At 71.6% G+C, this 16,059-nt stretch carries 12 protein-coding genes; 2 read left to right on the top strand and 10 right to left on the bottom strand.

Annotated features, from left to right (window positions below):
* Positions 1–99: 99 nt before the first annotated feature.
* From N4G66_RS26000 to N4G66_RS26025, 6 genes are all read right to left on the bottom strand, one after another.
* Positions 100–1,614 carry an SDR family NAD(P)-dependent oxidoreductase gene (locus N4G66_RS26000; protein WP_261706617.1) on the bottom strand — a complete coding sequence of 505 codons (1,515 nt, stop codon included), beginning with the start codon at positions 1,612–1,614 and terminating at the stop codon, positions 100–102.
* A gap of 101 nt (positions 1,615–1,715) precedes the next feature.
* Positions 1,716–3,044: a wax ester/triacylglycerol synthase family O-acyltransferase gene (locus N4G66_RS26005; protein ID WP_261706618.1), complete on the bottom strand. Its 1,329-nt coding sequence runs from the start codon at positions 3,042–3,044 to the stop codon at positions 1,716–1,718.
* A gap of 155 nt (positions 3,045–3,199) precedes the next feature.
* Positions 3,200–5,542 carry a GH92 family glycosyl hydrolase gene (locus tag N4G66_RS26010; RefSeq protein WP_261706663.1) on the bottom strand — a complete coding sequence of 781 codons (2,343 nt, stop codon included), beginning with the start codon at positions 5,540–5,542 and terminating at the stop codon, positions 3,200–3,202.
* Positions 5,543–5,893: 351 nt separating this feature from the next.
* Positions 5,894–7,123 carry a glucose-1-phosphate adenylyltransferase gene (gene glgC, locus N4G66_RS26015; RefSeq protein ID WP_261706619.1) on the bottom strand — a complete coding sequence of 410 codons (1,230 nt, stop codon included), beginning with the start codon at positions 7,121–7,123 and terminating at the stop codon, positions 5,894–5,896.
* Between the two features lie 82 nt (positions 7,124–7,205).
* Positions 7,206–8,357 carry a glycogen synthase gene (glgA, locus tag N4G66_RS26020; protein WP_261706620.1) on the bottom strand — a complete coding sequence of 384 codons (1,152 nt, stop codon included), beginning with the start codon at positions 8,355–8,357 and terminating at the stop codon, positions 7,206–7,208.
* An 86-nt stretch (positions 8,358–8,443) separates the two neighbouring features.
* Positions 8,444–9,193, bottom strand: a complete 750-nt coding sequence (locus N4G66_RS26025) for a (2Fe-2S)-binding protein (protein WP_261706621.1) — start codon at positions 9,191–9,193, stop codon at positions 8,444–8,446.
* A 210-nt stretch (positions 9,194–9,403) separates the two neighbouring features.
* Between N4G66_RS26025 and N4G66_RS26030 the strand changes: the two genes are divergently transcribed.
* Complete coding sequence (locus N4G66_RS26030) at positions 9,404–10,792, top strand: DMT family transporter (protein ID WP_261706622.1); 1,389 nt, start codon at positions 9,404–9,406, stop codon at positions 10,790–10,792.
* Here the strand turns inward: N4G66_RS26030 and N4G66_RS26035 are convergent.
* On the bottom strand, positions 10,782–11,990 hold the full coding sequence (locus tag N4G66_RS26035) for a transglycosylase family protein (protein WP_261706623.1): 1,209 nt from the start codon (positions 11,988–11,990) through the stop codon (positions 10,782–10,784). The genes N4G66_RS26030 and N4G66_RS26035 overlap by 11 nt on opposite strands.
* A 498-nt stretch (positions 11,991–12,488) precedes the next feature.
* Between N4G66_RS26035 and gndA the strand changes: the two genes are divergently transcribed.
* Positions 12,489–13,928, top strand: coding sequence for an NADP-dependent phosphogluconate dehydrogenase (gene gndA / locus N4G66_RS26040; protein WP_261706624.1), 1,440 nt, complete (start codon positions 12,489–12,491; stop codon positions 13,926–13,928).
* 296 nt (positions 13,929–14,224) lie between these two features.
* Here gndA and N4G66_RS26045 read toward each other — a convergent pair whose 3' ends face one another.
* The 3 genes from N4G66_RS26045 to N4G66_RS26055 all read right to left on the bottom strand — a co-directional run bounded on the left by N4G66_RS26045 (position 14,225) and on the right by N4G66_RS26055 (position 16,059).
* Positions 14,225–14,449: a hypothetical protein gene (locus N4G66_RS26045; protein WP_261706625.1), complete on the bottom strand. Its 225-nt coding sequence runs from the start codon at positions 14,447–14,449 to the stop codon at positions 14,225–14,227.
* A 591-nt stretch (positions 14,450–15,040) separates the two neighbouring features.
* Complete coding sequence (locus N4G66_RS26050; RefSeq protein ID WP_261706626.1) at positions 15,041–15,715, bottom strand: aspartate/glutamate racemase family protein; 675 nt, start codon at positions 15,713–15,715, stop codon at positions 15,041–15,043.
* Positions 15,715–16,059 (bottom strand): GNAT family N-acetyltransferase, encoded by a 345-nt coding sequence (locus N4G66_RS26055; RefSeq protein ID WP_261706627.1) that lies wholly within the window; start codon positions 16,057–16,059, stop codon positions 15,715–15,717. Before N4G66_RS26055 ends, N4G66_RS26050 begins: the two co-directional genes overlap by 1 nt.

Here is a 16,059-nt window from a genome sequence, read left to right on the forward strand (position 1 = left end):
CCCGATGCCGGCCGGGCTCGCCCTCGGCCCGGCACGGCGGAGGTGCGGTGGCGGCACCCATCGGCACCGCCACCGTCACCGCGGACCGCCCTCGCTCGGCTACCACTTGCCGGGCGCGTAGTCCTTCATGAAGACGCCGTACAGGTCGTCGCCCTGCTCACCGCGGACGATCGGGTCGTACACGCGGGCCGCGCCGTCGACGAGGTCCAGCGGGGCGTGGAAACCTTCGTCGGCCAGGCGCAGCTTGTCGTAGTGCGGGCGCTCGTCGGTGATCCAGCCGGTGTCGACCGAGGTCATGAGGATGCCGTCGGTCTGGAACATCTCCTGGGCGCTGGTGCGGGTCACCATGTTCATGGCCGCCTTCGCCGCGTTCGTGTTCGGGTGGCCCGCGCCCTTGTAGCCGCGGCCGAACACACCCTCCATCGCCGAGACGTTGACGATGTACGCGCGCCCCGTCGGCGCCTTGCGGGCGGCCTCGGCCATCCGCGCCCGCAGCGCGCTGATCAGGATGAACGGCGCCGTGTAGTTGCAGAGCTGGGTCTCCAGCAGCTCCACGGGGGAGATCTGCTCGATGGTCTGCACCCAGGTGTTGCTGTCGACCACGTCGGGGACCAGGCCGCCCGCGTCGATGGCGGTGCCGTCGCGGTGGCGGACCACACTGGCGTTGCCGGCGACCAGGGCGAGGTCGGCCACCTTCTGCGCGTCCAGCCCGGACACGCCGACGGGCAGCGCCGTCAGTCCGTCGACCGCGCCGGAGTTGAAGGCGCCGATGACGTGGCTCGAGGGCAGTTCTCCGGCCGGCAGCGGGGCGCTCTCGCCCTCGACGAGCGCGGCGTAGGCGGAGGGCAGCCGGCGCACGGTCTGGGTGGCGTTGTTGATCAGGATGTCGAGCGGGCCCTGCTCGGCGACCTGGTCGGCCAACGCCACGGCCTGGGCCGGGTCGCGCAGGTCGATGCCGACGACCTCCAGGCGGTGCATCCAGTCCGCCGAGTCGTCCATGGCCTTGAAGCGGCGGATGGCGTCCTTCGGGAAGCGGGTGGTGATGGTGGTGTGCGCACCGTCACGCAGCAGGCGCAGCGCGATGTACATGCCGATCTTGGCGCGGCCGCCGGTGAGCAGCGCCCGCTTGCCGGTGAGGTCGGCGCGGGCGTCGCGGCGGGCGCGGTTCAGGGCGGCGCAGTCCTGGCAGAGCTGGTGGTAGAAGTAGTCGACCTCGACGTACCGCGCCTTGCAGGTGTAGCAGGAGCGCGGGCGCTGGAGTATCCCCGCGATCATGCCCTCCTCCGTCACCGACGACGGCAGGATGCCCTCGGTCTCGTCGTCGATGCGCTGGGCGGAGCCGGTCGCGGTGGACTCGGTGACCTGCTTGTCGTGGGCCGTCTTGGCGGCGCGGCGCTCCTGGCGGCGGCGCTGCTTCACGGTCCGGTAGACGCCGGCTGTGGCGCGGCGCACGGCGATGGCGTCGGGGTGGTCGACGTCGATCTTCTCGAGTTCGTCGAGCACGCCGAGGCAGACGGCCAGCCGCTCGGGGTCGATACCGGGACCGAACGCGACGGCCGCCACATCTGTCGTGTCCACGGCGGGGGTCGCCCGGCCGTCCTCTGTCACCGTCATCGCTGCTGCCGTTCCTCGGGTTGTGCGCCGCGTTCGAACCGCGCTCGCTTTCGAAGGCGGAATTTTACGGACCAATCGGCGCGGCACCAAACCCGTCGTGATCATGGCGTGCATGCGGTGATCAGTGCGCGCACCTCCTCGGTCAGGGAACGGGCCAGCAGATCGAGGTCCGGCACGGCCTCCGCGTCGGCCACGAGCCCGTAATGCACGCTTCCCCGGTAGGTCGAGACGGCCACCGCGAGGGCCTGGCCGCGGGCCAGCGGGGCGAACGGGTAGACCTCGGTGAGCGGGCAGCCGCCGAGCTTCAGACCGAGGCTGGGCAGCGGCACGCTGGTGACGAGGATGTCGAACAGCAGCCGGGCGGCCTGCCCCACGACCGGACCGCCGAGCCGGTGCCCGAGCGGCGGAACGTGATCGGCGAGCAGCGCGACGGCGCCCGCGCCCCGGTTGGGTCCGGCGTCCTTGTTCCGGTCCATCGCCGTCCGCACGGCACGCAGCCGGCCGAGCGGGTCCGGGTCGTCGACGGGAAGCCGTATCAGGTAGCCGGAGAGCCGGTTGCCCTGGGGGTGCGCGGTCCGCGGCCGGCGCCGGGAGACGGGGATCAGGGCGCGTGGGGAGACGCCCTCGCTGCCGTCACCGCGTTCGTCGAGCCAGCGGCGCAGGGCGCCCGCGACGACGGCGATCAGGACGTCGTTGACGGTGCCGCCGACGCTCTTGCGGACGACGTGCACCTCGTCGAGGTCGATGACCACGCCCGCGGTGCGCCGGGTGCCGGTGGGTTCGGAGGTGAGGGCGGGCGAGGACTGGACACCGAGTGTGGCGCGGGCCACCGAGGTGCCGATGTCGAGGGCGCGGCCCATGTCGGAGAGAGCGTCGCGGACCAGACCGGGCAGTTTGCGGACGTCCGGGAAGAGCCCCCGGGGCGGCTCCACGGGGCGCGGGCGGGCCTCCGGCAGGTCCATCGGGTCCATGATGGCTGCGGCCAGCATCAGCGCCCTGAGGCCGTCGGCGAGCGCGTGGTGGAACTTGAAGAGCACGGCGAAGGACACCCCGTCCTCGCCGGGCAGCACATGCGCCTCCCACGGCGGCCGGCCGCGCTCCAGCGGGCGTTCCATCAGCCGGCCGGCCTCGGCGTGGAAGTCGGCGGTCGGCTTGTGCAGCAGGACGTGGTCCAGCGGCTCGAAGTCGGGGGCGGGCTCGCGGGCCGCGCTGCCGAAGGCGAGGGGTGCGAGAGGCTGCCACACGTCGCGGATCCGCATGCGCAGCCCGGGGACGGCGGCGGCGCGGGCCGCGAGCAGGTCCGCGGCGTGGGCGCCGGCGGTGGGCGAGTGCGCGGCGAAGACACCGAGGGCGCCGAGATGCATCGGGTGCCGGTCGGACTCGATGTTCCAGAACGCCAGGTCGAGTGGTGCGAGGAGGTCGGAGATCAAAGGCTTGCTCTCGCGTCGACGACGGGTGGACTTGCAGTCAAACCCGGAGTGGTGATTACGGTCAAGTACGATCAAGTTACGCACAGTTAACAGCGGATTAAGTCCCGCCCCTCGGAGGAGGGACGGGACTCGCTCACCTCAGGACACTTCGGTCGTCACTTCAGGACCGGAGGTGCCGCCGAGGCCGCCGTTCCCCACTCGGACGGCTCCGGGCCGACCGTGAAGCGGAGCGAGCGGATGCTCCTCAGGGTGCCGGTCGTCAGGTACGTACGGCCGTACGGCGATCCGTCGAGGCGGGCCGACTGAATGTACCGGTCGGTGTCCGAGGTGCCGGACGCCGTCACCGTCAGCGCGCCGTGCGGGTAGTAGCGCCGGTCGAGCGTGAGGTCGACCCGCTCGAAGACGGGCGTGGACAGACCCCAGGTGTCGTAGCCGGGCTGCACCGGGAAGATCCCGATGGACGACAGGACGTTCCAGGCGGACATCGTGCCGAGGTCGTCGTTGCCGGTCATCCCGGTCGGCGCGTCCGTGAACAGGGTCAGCGCCGCGTGCACGACGTCGGTCGTCTTCCACGGCTGTCCGGTCGAGAGGTAGGTGTACGGGGCGATCAGGTCGGGCTCGTTCTGCGGGTTGTACTTGTCCGCGTTGTAGTAGGCGTACGGACCGTTGACCCACACCTCGCGGGCGGTCTTCGCGGGATCCTTCAGCAACTGCCCGTAGGCGAAGAACGAGTCGAGCCGGTCGTTGGCCGCCTGCTTGCCGCCGATCAGGTCGACCATGCCCGGCAGGTCCTGCGGCACGAGCCACTGGTACTGCCAGGACGTGCCCTCGTGGAAGCCCTCGCTCCGGGCCGGGTCGGCGGGTCCGGTGAAGGCACCGGAAGAGTCCCGGGCACGGAAGAAGCCGGTCGAAGGGTCGTGGATCGCGCGGTAGTTCTGGGACCGCGCCAGGTAGCGCGCGGCGTCTTCGTCATGGCCCAGTTCCCGTGCCATCTCGCCGAGCATGGCGTCCGACAGGGCGTACTCCAGGGTCACGGAGGCACCGTGGTCGTAGTCCGAGTCGCCGGGCTTCGCGTGCGGGCGGCCCTTGACGTACGGCGCGAAGCCGTTCGCGATGTACTCTCTGTTGGCCTCGCGGCCCACCGCCGGTGAGTCGGCGGGCGGCACACCGTCGGCGTTCTTCTTCAGCGCGCGATAGGCCCGCTCGGCGTATCCGCCGGCTCCCTTCAGCAGACCCTGCTGGTAGGCGTTGGTGAGGAACGGGGTCACCGGGTCACCGGTCATGATGTTCGTCTCGGCCGTGCCGTAGCCCCACTTGGGCAGCCAGCCGCTCTCCTCGTCGATCTTGATCACGGAGATCGCCATGTCCCGCGCCTCGCGCGGAGCGAGCAGGGCCAGCAGCTGCGACTGGGTGCGGTAGGTGTCCCACAGCGACCAGTTCTGGTAGTACGTGAAGCCCTTGGTGCGGTGGATCCGCTGGTCCCAGCCGGTGTAGCGGCCGTCGGCGTCACTGCCGATGTTGGGCGCGAGGAAGGAACGGTAGAGGGACGAGTAGAAGGTGCGGCGCAGGGCGTCGGTGCCACCCTTCGCCCGTACGTCGTCGAGCCGGTCCTCCCACGCACGGTGCACGGCCGCGAGGACCGCGTCGAAGGAACGGCCGCCCTCGGAGCGGAGGTTGACGGCCGCGCCGCGGGCATCCACGTACGAGAGCGCGGTGGTCGCCTCGACCGTACGGTCCTTGGTGGTGTCGAAGCGGACGAAGGCGCCGGTGCGCCCGGTGGTGCCGGCGGTCTCCTGGGAGCCCTCGGTGACGGTGTCGCCGTTCCAGGTGCCCGAGGTGGTGAACGGGCGGTCGAAGCGGGTGATCGTGTACACCGTGTACGGCTTCGTGCCCTGGCAGAAGCCGCTGCCGGTGATCGCCGTGCGGACGGTCCTGTTGTCCAGGATCTCGACCTTCGTCGAGACGGTCCTGTGCAGCGACTGGCCCGCGTTCAGCAGCACGTTGGCCTTGTCGGTGGCCGGGAAGGTGTAGCGCTGCACGCCGGTGCGCGCGGTGGCCGTCAGTTCGGCCTCGATCCCGGTCTTCAGGCCCACCTTGTAGAAGCCGGGGTGCGCCTCCTCGGTGTCGTGGCCGAACTCCGCCGCGTACTGCGCGTCGTCCGTCCGGGTGATGTCCCCCGTCGTGGGCAGCACGGGCAGGTCGCCGCCGAGGCCGCAGCCGACGCCCGAGAGGTGCACGAGGGAGAAACCGCGGATGTGGTTCTGGGAGTGGTCGTAGCCGGTGTTGTGGCCGGTGTCCGGCGAGAACTGCACCATGCCGAAGGGCACGGCGGCGCCGGGGTAGGTGTTGCCCTCGTTCTCCGTTCCGATGAACGGGTTGACCAGATCGGTGAGTTGGCCGTCGCGCGGCTCGGCAGCGTGTGCGGCGGGCAGGGCGAACAGCGCGGAGGCTGTCACCAGCACGGCCGTGCACAGGCGCAGGCGCCGGGTCCATCTCATGCGGAAGACCTCCGGTGGGTGATCGACATCGTTGTCCTCATGCATGGTCGGGGCGGGAGACCGGCTTTCCGGGCAACCGGAGGAGATCCCGCCGTACGCGTCGCGTCCGGGCACGGCGCGTACGAGACCGCCCCAGCCGATGACATCGTTGTCAGCGCTGTACAACGTTGTCATCAACGGCAGTTGGCATGACAACACGGGATTCCGTCCCCTGTCCAGGGACATGACAAACGGCCCGGGGTGCCGGGCTCGGTGAGCCCGGTGTACGGAGCCGTCGTTCAGGCATGGTGGCCAGAGCCCTCGGGCCGTCGCCCGCGGACGGCGGCCGGGGCCCGGGGCGTCCACTGCCGGCTACGGCACGCGCTGGCCCTTGCCCAGGGCGATCACGCCCCCCTTGGAGACCGTGTAGAGGTCGGTGTCGCGCTCCGGATTGACACCGATCGTCGCGCCCGGCGGCACCTCGACGTTCTTGTCGAGCACCGCGCCGCGCACCACGGCACCCCGGCCTATCTTGACGTTGTCGTGCAGGATCGAGCCCTGCACCACCGCTCCCGGATCGACGACCACACCCGGCGACAGCACCGACCGGGTCACCTGTCCCCGGATCAGGCATCCCGCGCTGATGATGGACTCGCTCGCAATGCCCCCGGCGTTGAAGCGCGCGGGCGACAGCTGACCGGAGCTCGTGTAGACGGGCCAGCTGCGGTTGAACAGGTTGAAGGCGGGACGCTCGGCGATCAGGTCCATGTGGGCGTCGTAGTAGGCGTCGAGGGTTCCCACGTCGCGCCAGTAGCCCTGGTCGCGGGTGGTCTCGCCGGGCACGTGGTTGTCGCTGAAGTCGTACAGCTGCGCCTCGCCGCGCTCGGTGAGCGCGGGCAGGATCGAACCGCCCATGTCGTGCACGGAGTTCTCGTCCTCGGCGTCCCGTTGGAGCGCCTCGATCAGCGCCTTGGTGGTGAAGATGTAGTTGCCCATCGAGGCGAAGACGCACTCGGGGTCGTCCGCGAGGCCCGGCGGGTCGGCGGGCTTCTCCAGGAAGCCCCGCACGCTCTGCCCGTCGGAACCGGGGCTGATGACGCCGAAGGACGACGACTCGGTGCGCGGCACCCGTATCCCGGCCACCGTCACCCCCGCGCCGCTCTCGATGTGCTGGGCGAGCATCTGCCGGGGGTCCATCCGGTAGACATGGTCGGCGCCGAACACCGCGACGTACTCGGGCTGTTCGTCGTGGATCAGGTTGAGCGACTGGAGGATCGCGTCCGCGCTGCCCAGATACCAGCGGGGCCCGAGCCGCTGCTGGGCCGGCACCGGCGTCACATAGTTGCCGAGCAGGCTCGACATCCGCCAGGTGGTGGTGATGTGCCGGTCCAGCGAGTGCGACTTGTACTGCGTGAGCACGCAGATGCGCAGGATGTCGGCGTTGACGAGATTGGAGAGTACGAAGTCCACGAGGCGGTACGTGCCGCCGAAGGTCACCGCCGGTTTCGCCCGGTCCGTCGTGAGCGGCATCAGCCGCTTGCCCTCACCGCCCGCCAGTACGATTCCCAGCACCGAAGGTCCACCGCGCCCACCGCGCCGCATGCCGCCGCCCCTCTACGCCCGGTCGGGCCACGCCCGGACACCCGGACCCGCCCCGTGTCTCTGAAGCTCGCCTGTCCGATGGTTACCCCGGTTTGAGGACTTCCTCGTACAACTGGACCGTCTTTCGGGCCACGGCGTCCCAGCCGAACTCCCGTACCGCGCGCAGCCGTCCGGCCTCGCCCATGCGGCGGGCCGTGTCGGGGTCGGCGAGCACGGAGTCCAGGGCCCTCGCGAGCCCCGCCTCGAAGTCGCCCCCGAGCGGCACGAGAAGACCGGTCTCGCCGTCCTCGACGACCTCGGGAATGCCGCCGACGCGCGAGGCCACCACCGCCGTCCCGCAGGCCATCGCCTCCAGATTGACGATGCCGAGCGGCTCGTACACCGAGGGACAGACGAACACGGCGGCGTGCGTGAGGAGTTGGATGACATCGGGCCGCGGCAGCATCTGCGGGATCCAGTGCACACCGTCGCGCACACCGCTCAGCTCCTGGTACAGCTCGCGGAACTCCCGGTCGATCTCCGGGGTGTCGGGGGCACCCGCGCACAGCACCACCTGTGCGGCCGGGTCGATGTCCCGTACCGCGCGCAGGAGATGGGGCACGCCCTTCTGCCGGGTGATGCGGCCGACGAACAGGATGTACGGACGCCCGGTGTCCAGGCCGATCCGCTCCAGGACGTCGGTGCCGTGGTCGGGCCGGTAGAGGGAGGTGTCGATGCCGTTGTGCACGACGCGCACCCTGGCCGGGTCCAGGGCCGGGTAGCAGCCGAGAATGTCCTCGCGCATGGCGCCCGAGACGGCGATCACGGCGTCCGCGGCCTCGATGGCGGTGCGCTCGGCCCAACTGGAGAGGGCGTAGCCGCCGCCCAGCTGCTCGGCCTTCCAGGGGCGCAGCGGTTCGAGGGAGTGGGCGGTCATCACATGCGGGATGCCGTGCAGGAGTTTTCCGAAGTGTCCCGCGAGGTTGGCGTACCAGGTGTGGGAGTGGACCAGTTCGCGGCCTTCGAGCGCGGCGGCGATGGAGAGGTCCACGGAGAAGGTGCGCAGGGCGTCGTTGGCGCCGTCGAGTGCGGTCCAGGGCCGGTGACGGACCACCCCGCCGGTGCCGCCCTCGCCCCAGCAGTGCACATCGAGCTCGGTGAGGGCGCGCAACTCCCGCGCGAGGAACTCGACATGGACGCCCGCACCGCCGTACACGTCCGGCGGGTACTCCCGGGTCAGCAGTCCCACGCGCACACAGAACCCCCGTCGTAGCCCGGCTGGTGCCCCTCATGGTCACTCAGTTGAAGCCGATACGGAAGACCACACGGGAAGCCCCAGTATCAGGTCCGGCGTGGCGCGGACCGCGGCGGTCGGTCGAAGCAGCAGTCGCCGCAGACTCCGCCGCCGGGCACCCGGTAGTAGAGACAGCAGCTGCGGCGGCGGAGCGTCCTGGGGTCGAGGGTTCCGGAGAGGTCGGGGTGCTCGAAGAGCCGGCCGGCCAGCGTCCTGGCCCGCTCCCCCACGTCCGGGCGTCCGTGGACGAGCGCCCAGCGGTCCAGCTGACGGACGGTACCGGCCAGGGCGGAGCCGGCGTTGCCCCACAACAGGCCCGGTGAGACGCGGTGGCGCGAGCGCAGGGCCGCGTTCAGCGGGACGAGGAGTCCGGCGCGTACGACCGTGTCGAGATCGGTCACAGGCCGGGTGCGGACCTCGGTGAGCCAGAGGTCGTCCGGAGCGCTGGCATCGGGGTCCCAGCGCAGCAGCTCCGGATCGAGGTCGGGTACCCGGCCGCAGAGCGCGGCGGCACCGAGCGCGATCGACCAGAAGCGTGCCGCGAGACCCTGCTGCGCCACCGACGCCGCGACCCGCGGCTCCGGCGCTCGAATACTCTGTGCGACCTTCCGGACGCGAAAAGTTATCGGATCCCCGTAAACCTCCTCCGGCGTCTCGGATCGCGGGTTCGCACAGGCGCTCGCGAGGGCAGGGAGGGGGCCGCGCGGCGGTACGCCGGTGCGTAGTACGAAGAATCCGCCGAGCGCGTCGAGCGCAGCAAGTTGGGGGTCGAGGTCCACGAAGAGCAGTAGTACCAAGCCCCCTAGGGGTAACCACCAGTGGATCGGGCCGTGGTGTCGCCCACCCTGGGGAGGACAAGGGGCGATTCGTACTCCATCGGCAGTAGGACCCAATGACTGCTCAGGGACGACGACGAGAACTAAATCGCACGGCATCGTTGTTTGCATGGAAGCCGACCGTTCGTCGCGCCGGGCCGCAGCTCCGCGCCGTACGCAGAGGAGGGACTCATGAGTGCCCTCGCTTTGTCCGTAGTGCTCTCGTTCGTCTCGGCCGTTGCGTATGCGGGTGGCGCGATCATTCAGGAGCAGGTCGCCGTGACCTCTCCCGGCCAGACCTACGCACCGCTGCACAGGCCGGGCTGGTGGGCCGCCGTCGCGCTGACCGGCCTGGGTGGGCTGCTGCACGTGGTCGCCCTCGCGTTCGGCCCGCTGAGCCTCGTACAGCCGCTCGGCGCGCTGACCATCGTCTTCGCGCTTCCGATGGCGGCCCTGTTCGTCGGCCGCAGGGCCGGAGCAGCCGCCTGGCGTGGCGCGATCATGGCCACGTTGGGTCTCGCCGGTCTGCTGGCCCTGGTCGGCGCCTCCGACGCGCAATCACTGAGCAATGCCCAGCGCCTGGCGCTGGGTGTGGTGGCGGGCGGCGCGGTGGCGGCCCTCATGGTGGCCGGGCGCGCGGCGCACCGGCACCCGGCAGTGCGCAGTGTGCTGCTGGCGGTCGCGGCGGGCGTCGCCTTCAGCATGTCCTCCGTGTTCACCAAGACCGTCGCGGTGGACTGGTCGGAGCACGTGTCGCTCGCCGACCTGTCGAGCCTCGCGGCCATAGGTGTCTTCGCGACGGCCGGCATGCTGATCTCGCAGGCCTCCTACCGGGGCGCCGGCCTGGAGGCGCCGCTGGCCACGCTGACGGTCGTGAACCCCGTCGTGGCGGCCGCGGTCGGCATCACGATGTTCGGCGAAACCTTCCGCTACGGCGCGACCGGCACCGCGCTCGCGCTGGGCTGCGGCGTCGTCGCGGCAGGCGGTCTGATCCTGCTCACCATCGAGCGGATCGGCAGCGGTGACCGAACCGCGGCCACTTCCCCGGAGCCCGCGGCCGTGCCACAGGCGGTCGCCGGGCAGCCGGCCGACGGCGCCCCCGAGCCCACCGGCGAGCCGGCTCCGGTGGCCGTTGCGGCCGTATCGGAGTCACGGCTGCCCGAACCGGTCGTCCCTGCCGTCTCGGACCAGCGCCTCCCCGAGTCCGTCCTCCCGGTCGCCGCCGACCTCGGAGCTCTCACGGTCACCGAGGCGACCGTGGAGGCACTGCTGGCCGGGCTGCCCAAGCCCGCCGGAGGCGAGTACGGGTTCGTACCGGCTCCGCAGCCGGGTGCAGCGAGCGTGGTGCCACCGGCTCCGCGTGCGGGCGGCGAGGGTGTGCTCCTGGCGGCTCCGCAGCCCGTCGTCGGCGGCGTGTTGGTACCGGCTCCGCTCAGGGCCGCCAGGCCGGCGATGGAGGTCGGCGCCGCGCAGGACCACGCGGCGGCCAGGGACGAGCTGCCCTTCCTGACCGCCATGCTCGGTGTGCCCTACGTGCCGATGCCGTTCGTCAACCACCACCGCACCCGCGTCAAATCCTGACGCCCCCGGCCCGGAGGTAAGCCACCGGGTCGATGTCCGAACCGAAGCCGGGCCCCGTGCGCACCTCGAAGTGCAGATGCGGGCCCGTGCTGTTGCCCGTGGACCCGGAGCGGCCGATGCGCTGGCCGGCCACCACGCTCTGCCCGGCCTTCACTGAGATCGCGGAGAGATGGGCGTACTGCGTGTAGCGGCCGTCGGCGTGCCGGATCACCACCTGGTAGCCGAACGATCCGCCCCAGCCCGAGCTGACCACATGACCGGCCGCGACCGCCGCGACGGAGGTGCCTGTCGGCACGGGGAAGTCCACGCCGGTGTGGTAGCCCTTCGACCAGTGCGAGCCGGCGGCACGGTAGGGCGTGCCGGTCGCCGCGTGCACCGGGGCCACGAGGGAGTGCGTCCCGGCCTTGTCCGGGGTGGTCCTGTGCGGGGACGTCGTACGGGTCGAGGTCTTCTTCACCGGTGTCCGCGTGGGCGTCTTCTCCGGTGTCCGGGCGGGCTTCTTCGCCGGCGCCTTCGCCGGCGCGTGCTGCGTGTGCGCGGGCGCCTGGGTCCTGCCGCGCAGGGTGAGCCGCTGGCCCGGCAGGATCAGGTCCGGGTCGGAGCCGACCGTGGTGTGGTTCGCGGCGTACAGCCCCTGCCAGCCGCCCTGGACATGCCGGGAGTCGGCTATGCCGGAGAGCGTGTCGCCGTGCACGACGGTGTACATCTCGGCGGTCCCGGCCTGCGACTGCGGCGTGGTCTGCGGCTTCACGTCCCGCACGGAGCGCTGCTTCGCCGTCTGCGGCGCGGTCCCCGCCGGGCTGATGTCGGGGCTCGCGCCACCCCTGGTGAGCCCGCCGCGGACCGAGCACACCGGCCAGGCGCCGGGCCCCTGGCCCCTCAGCACCTTCTCGGCGATGGCGATCTGCTGGTCCTTCGTGGCCTGGTCCGCGCGCCGGGCGTAGGCCTTGCCGCCGTACGCCTCCCAGGTGGACTGGGTGAACTGCAGTCCGCCGTAATAGCCGTTGCCGGTGTTGATGCTCCAGTTGCCGCTGGACTCGCAGGCGGCGACCTTGTTCCAGGTCCCGACATCGGCCGCGTCGGCGACCCCGGCTCCGACGAGCGGGAGAGCGATCCCGGCGCCGCCCGCCGTGACGGTGAGTGAGGCGCGGTTGATCCTGTTCGGCTGGTACCGGCGGTGCCGACCGCGTACGGCCATGAGGGAGCCCCCTAGACATGCGTCAGGAGCGGCAAAAGTAAGCGCTGTGAACAGGCCAGGACAAGGCGGCAACCGGCCGCTCCGAAAAGGCGGTCGGCCGACTCCCGGACCGCCCTCGGTCCGAACGCGCTCCGCACGGTGGGTGACGGTGACGGCGCGGGACCGACGGGTGCCGGCCGCCGCTCCGGGGCCTGTCGACATCGGGTTCCTGTGTACGGCGGCGGACGGCCGATCCGCTCGCCGGAAGGGACCGCGCGGGATCGGGACCCGCGTCCGGGGCGCCGAACACCCCCGCCGCCGGCACCCGCCACCGAACGGCCTGTCCGAAATCCGCCCTCGCGACGCGGGGACGTTCTCGTACATGGACACCTCCGACGCGTCAGGGCGGCCTGGGGCAATACTGGCGAGCAGCACGGACGAGTACGACCGGCAGCACCGATACCGGGATCTTCTCCTTGTCGGCCACCGGACTTACCGCACTTCTTAGGAGCCAACCGAATGAGCACTTCAGCCCAGATCGGCGTCACGGGTCTCGCGGTCATGGGGCGCAATCTCGCCCGCAACTTCGCACGCAACGGCTACGCGGTCGCCGTACACAACCGCACCGTGGCGAAGACGAACGCGCTGGTGGAGGAGTTCGGCCACGAGGGCACGTTCGTGGCGGCCGAGACCGCGAAGGAGTTCGTGGCGGCGCTGGAGCGGCCCCGGCGCCTGGTGATCATGGTGAAGGCGGGCGACCCGACCGACGCGGTGATCCAGGAGTTCGCCCCGCTCCTGGAGCCCGGCGACATGATCATCGACGGCGGCAACGCGCATTTCGCGGACACCCGGCGCCGTGAGCGCGCGCTGCGCGAGCAGGGCATCCACTTCGTCGGCACGGGCGTCTCCGGCGGCGAGGAGGGCGCGCTGCACGGGCCGAGCATCATGCCGGGCGGCTCGGTCGAGTCGTACGCCTCGCTCGGCCCGATGCTGGAGAAGATCTCCGCGAAGGCCGCCGACGGGTCGCCGTGCGTCACGCATGTGGGTCCCGATGGCGCCGGGCACTTCGTGAAGATGGTCCACAACGGCATCGAGTACGCCGACATGCAGCTGATCGGCGAGGCCTACCAGCTGCTCCGCGACGTGGCCGGGTACTCCCCCGCGCAGATCGCGGACATCTTCCGCACCTGGAACACCGGCCGGCTCGACTCCTACCTGATCGAGATCACCGCCGAGGTGCTGTCGCACGTGGACGCGGCGACGGGCAAGCCGTTCGTGGACGTGGTCCAGGACCGGGCCGAGCAGAAGGGCACGGGCCGCTGGACCGTGCAGATCGCGCTGGACCTGGGCGTACCGGTCTCCGGTATCGCCGAGGCGGTCTTCGCCCGCTCCCTGTCCGGACACGCCGACCTGCGCGCCGCCTCGCGCGGCCTCGCCGGCCCGAAGGCGCGGCAGCTCGACGCGTCCGAGGCCGCGGCCTTCGCGGACCGGGTGGAGCAGGCGCTGTACGCGTCGAAGATCGTCTCGTACACCCAGGGCTTCCACGAGATCATCGCGGGCAGCGACGAGTACGACTGGAACATCGATCTCGGTTCCGTCGCCTCGATCTGGCGCGGCGGCTGCATCATCCGGGCGGCCTTCCTCGACCGCATCCGTGCCGCCTACGACGCCCGGCCCGACCTGCCGAGCCTGCTGTCGGACGAGACGTTCGCCCAGGAGATCGCGGCGGCCCAGGACGACTGGCGCGAGGTCCTCGTCGCCGCGACCCGCCAGGGCGTGCCCACTCCCGGCTTCTCGGCGGCCCTCGCCTACTACGACGCCCTGCGCGCCGAGCGCCTGCCGGCCGCCCTCACCCAGGGCCAGCGGGACTTCTTCGGGGCGCACACCTACCGCAGGACGGACCGCGAGGGGTCGTTCCACACGCTGTGGGGCGGCGACCGGTCGGAGGTCGAGGCATAGGGCTGCCGCCCGTGCCGTAGGGCTGCCGCTCGCGCCCGGGGCCGTACTCGGGCCGTAGGACTGCGCTCGGGCCCGAGGGTTTGCCGCTGGGGCCCGAGGGTGGTTCACCGCTGGGCCCGCAGGCCTGTCACCAGGCCCGGACACCTCGCCTTCGCCGAAGCCGTCACGTTCCCCGAGCGGGATCGTGGCGGCTTCGGCGCACTCGGGGACAGGGTGTCGGCGTGCTCGATGTGCCGACGGCCGATGTGCCGGGCGGACCTCGCCGTCCCGGTCGGCGAACCTTGGCTGACGCGGCCCTAGTCCCGCTGGGCGGCGAACAGTTCCAGGTGTGCGCAGTTGGGGCAGCGAAAGGCGTCTATCTGCCAGTGCGGTCGGCCCATCCTCTTGGCGCCACCGAGCGGGCCTCGCTCAAGGGCGCCTTCGATCCACCGGGCGAACCCGCGAGCGCCCTGTCCGGAGTCCTCGACGAAGCCCGGCTCCAGCCCCACAACACCGCACTGAGTGCACCGTATGTTGTTCACCGGGGGAGTGTATTGAACAGCTGCGGGCCCAGGTCATCAGGTCTGCTTCCTCTTGCCCGCGCCCGGCCGCAGGCGTGAGCCCCGATCGCTCACGCCTCCGGCCGGGCGCCCGTCGGGGCCGAACGCCGGACGTCCGTCAGGACAGCGGTTCTGGCCTGGGCTGGGGTTGCGGTACCGGGTCGGGGCCCGGCGGTTTCGGGATCGGGGAGGGGGACGGGACGGGCTCCGGTCCGGGGACGGGATCCGGGCCGCCGGGGTTCGGCGTCGGGTCAGGGAAGGGCTCCGGGCGGTCGGGGCTCGGCCCCGGGGTGGGTCCCGGCTTCACGGGGTCGGGATACGGATGCGTCATGGTGGTCCTCCAGCCAGTCGGTGCGTCGGCTCTGGACTTGTCCCACGCGTACCCGGCCGGGGCGCGCCCACTCACCCCGTCGCGCGGGGGACGGCGACCAAGTGGGCCCAAGGAGTGCGCTGCGCGGGTGCCTGGTGGGTCGCGCAGGGGCAATGCCCGGACCCGGACCGCGAGTGGCCTGCCCGCGGCGCTCGGACCACGGCAGGACCACCCGGGGCGCACTGCGCGGACAGCTGGTGGGCCTACGCGGAGTGCACCGCGCGGACCGCGTCCACCGCCGCGGCGAGCCCCGGGCGCGGGCTCGACAGCACCGGCACCGAGGTGGTGGTGAACCGCTGGGCCGCGGTCATGGACGCCTGCGCGAGGACGATCGCGTCGGCGTCGGTGACCGCGTCGGCGGCGTCGGCCACCACGCGGCCGCAGCCGTCCGTGTCACCCGCCTCGAACAGCGCCCACGCGCCGTCGACCAATTCCGTACGGATGTCCACGGGGCGGCCGACGCGACGGGCCTCATCCTCGACGAGCGCGACGGTCGGTTCCAGGGTGCTCGCCACTGTCGCGAGGACGACGACCCGGGGGCCCGCCGCCACCGCCGCGGCGGCCATCGGACGGTCCACGCGGAGCACGGGCACCCCGGCGTCGGTCCGCTCCGCGACCGCGCCGATGGTCGAGCAGGTGCAGAGGACGACCCGCGCACCGTCGGCGACGGCCCTGGCGAGCAGCGCCCGCACGTCATCGGCCACCGCCTCGGGCCCCTCGCTCCGGGCTCTCGCCAGCAGTTCCTCGTCGACCAAGTGGCGCAGTTCCAGGCCCGGGTGGGCCTCGTCGCGCAGCGCGTCGAAGACGGGGACATGCGTCGGGGAGGTGTGCAGCAGGGCGAGCGGCCCGTACAGGGGCGGGAGCGGGGCGTCGGCCATCAGAAGCGTCCCGGATGCGCCTTGAGCCACTCCACCGCGGCCTTCAGTAGCTCCGGGTCGGCCACCGGAGCCTCCTCGGGGTGCCGCTCCGCCCACTTCACGACGTACGGGCAGAGCGGCGCGACGACGACTCCCTCGCGGGCGGCGATGACGTACAGCTCGCGGGCGAGGGAGCCGGCGATGCCCCGGCCCTCGTGCTCGGGTTCCACGATGGTGTGCACGGGAACGAGGGCCCGGGCGGGTGCCTCCAGGACGAAGTACTCGATGTGCCCGACCATTTGGTCACCGGCGAACGCCTCAAGGCGGCCGGCCGACCGGTCGTCGCGGATCTCGATCTCACTCAC

The sequence above is a fragment of the Streptomyces rhizosphaerihabitans genome (assembly GCF_025399795.1).
Classification (GTDB): Bacteria; Actinomycetota; Actinomycetes; order Streptomycetales; family Streptomycetaceae; genus Streptomyces; species Streptomyces rhizosphaerihabitans.

Excerpts from the sequence above, each read along its gene's own strand:
- glgC (WP_261706619.1), bottom strand. The coding sequence starts at position 7,123 with ATGCGGCGCGGTGGGCGCGGTGGACCTTCGGTGCTGGGAATCGTACTG.
- N4G66_RS26050 (WP_261706626.1), bottom strand. The coding sequence starts at position 15,715 with ATGGCCGACGCCCCGCTCCCGCCCCTGTACGGGCCGCTCGCCCTGCTG.
- N4G66_RS26030 (WP_261706622.1), top strand. The coding sequence starts at position 9,404 with ATGAGTGCCCTCGCTTTGTCCGTAGTGCTCTCGTTCGTCTCGGCCGTT.
- N4G66_RS26035 (WP_261706623.1), bottom strand. The coding sequence starts at position 11,990 with ATGGCCGTACGCGGTCGGCACCGCCGGTACCAGCCGAACAGGATCAAC.
- N4G66_RS26000 (WP_261706617.1), bottom strand. The coding sequence starts at position 1,614 with ATGACGGTGACAGAGGACGGCCGGGCGACCCCCGCCGTGGACACGACA.
- N4G66_RS26010 (WP_261706663.1), bottom strand. The coding sequence starts at position 5,542 with ATGAGATGGACCCGGCGCCTGCGCCTGTGCACGGCCGTGCTGGTGACA.
- gndA (WP_261706624.1), top strand. The coding sequence starts at position 12,489 with ATGAGCACTTCAGCCCAGATCGGCGTCACGGGTCTCGCGGTCATGGGG.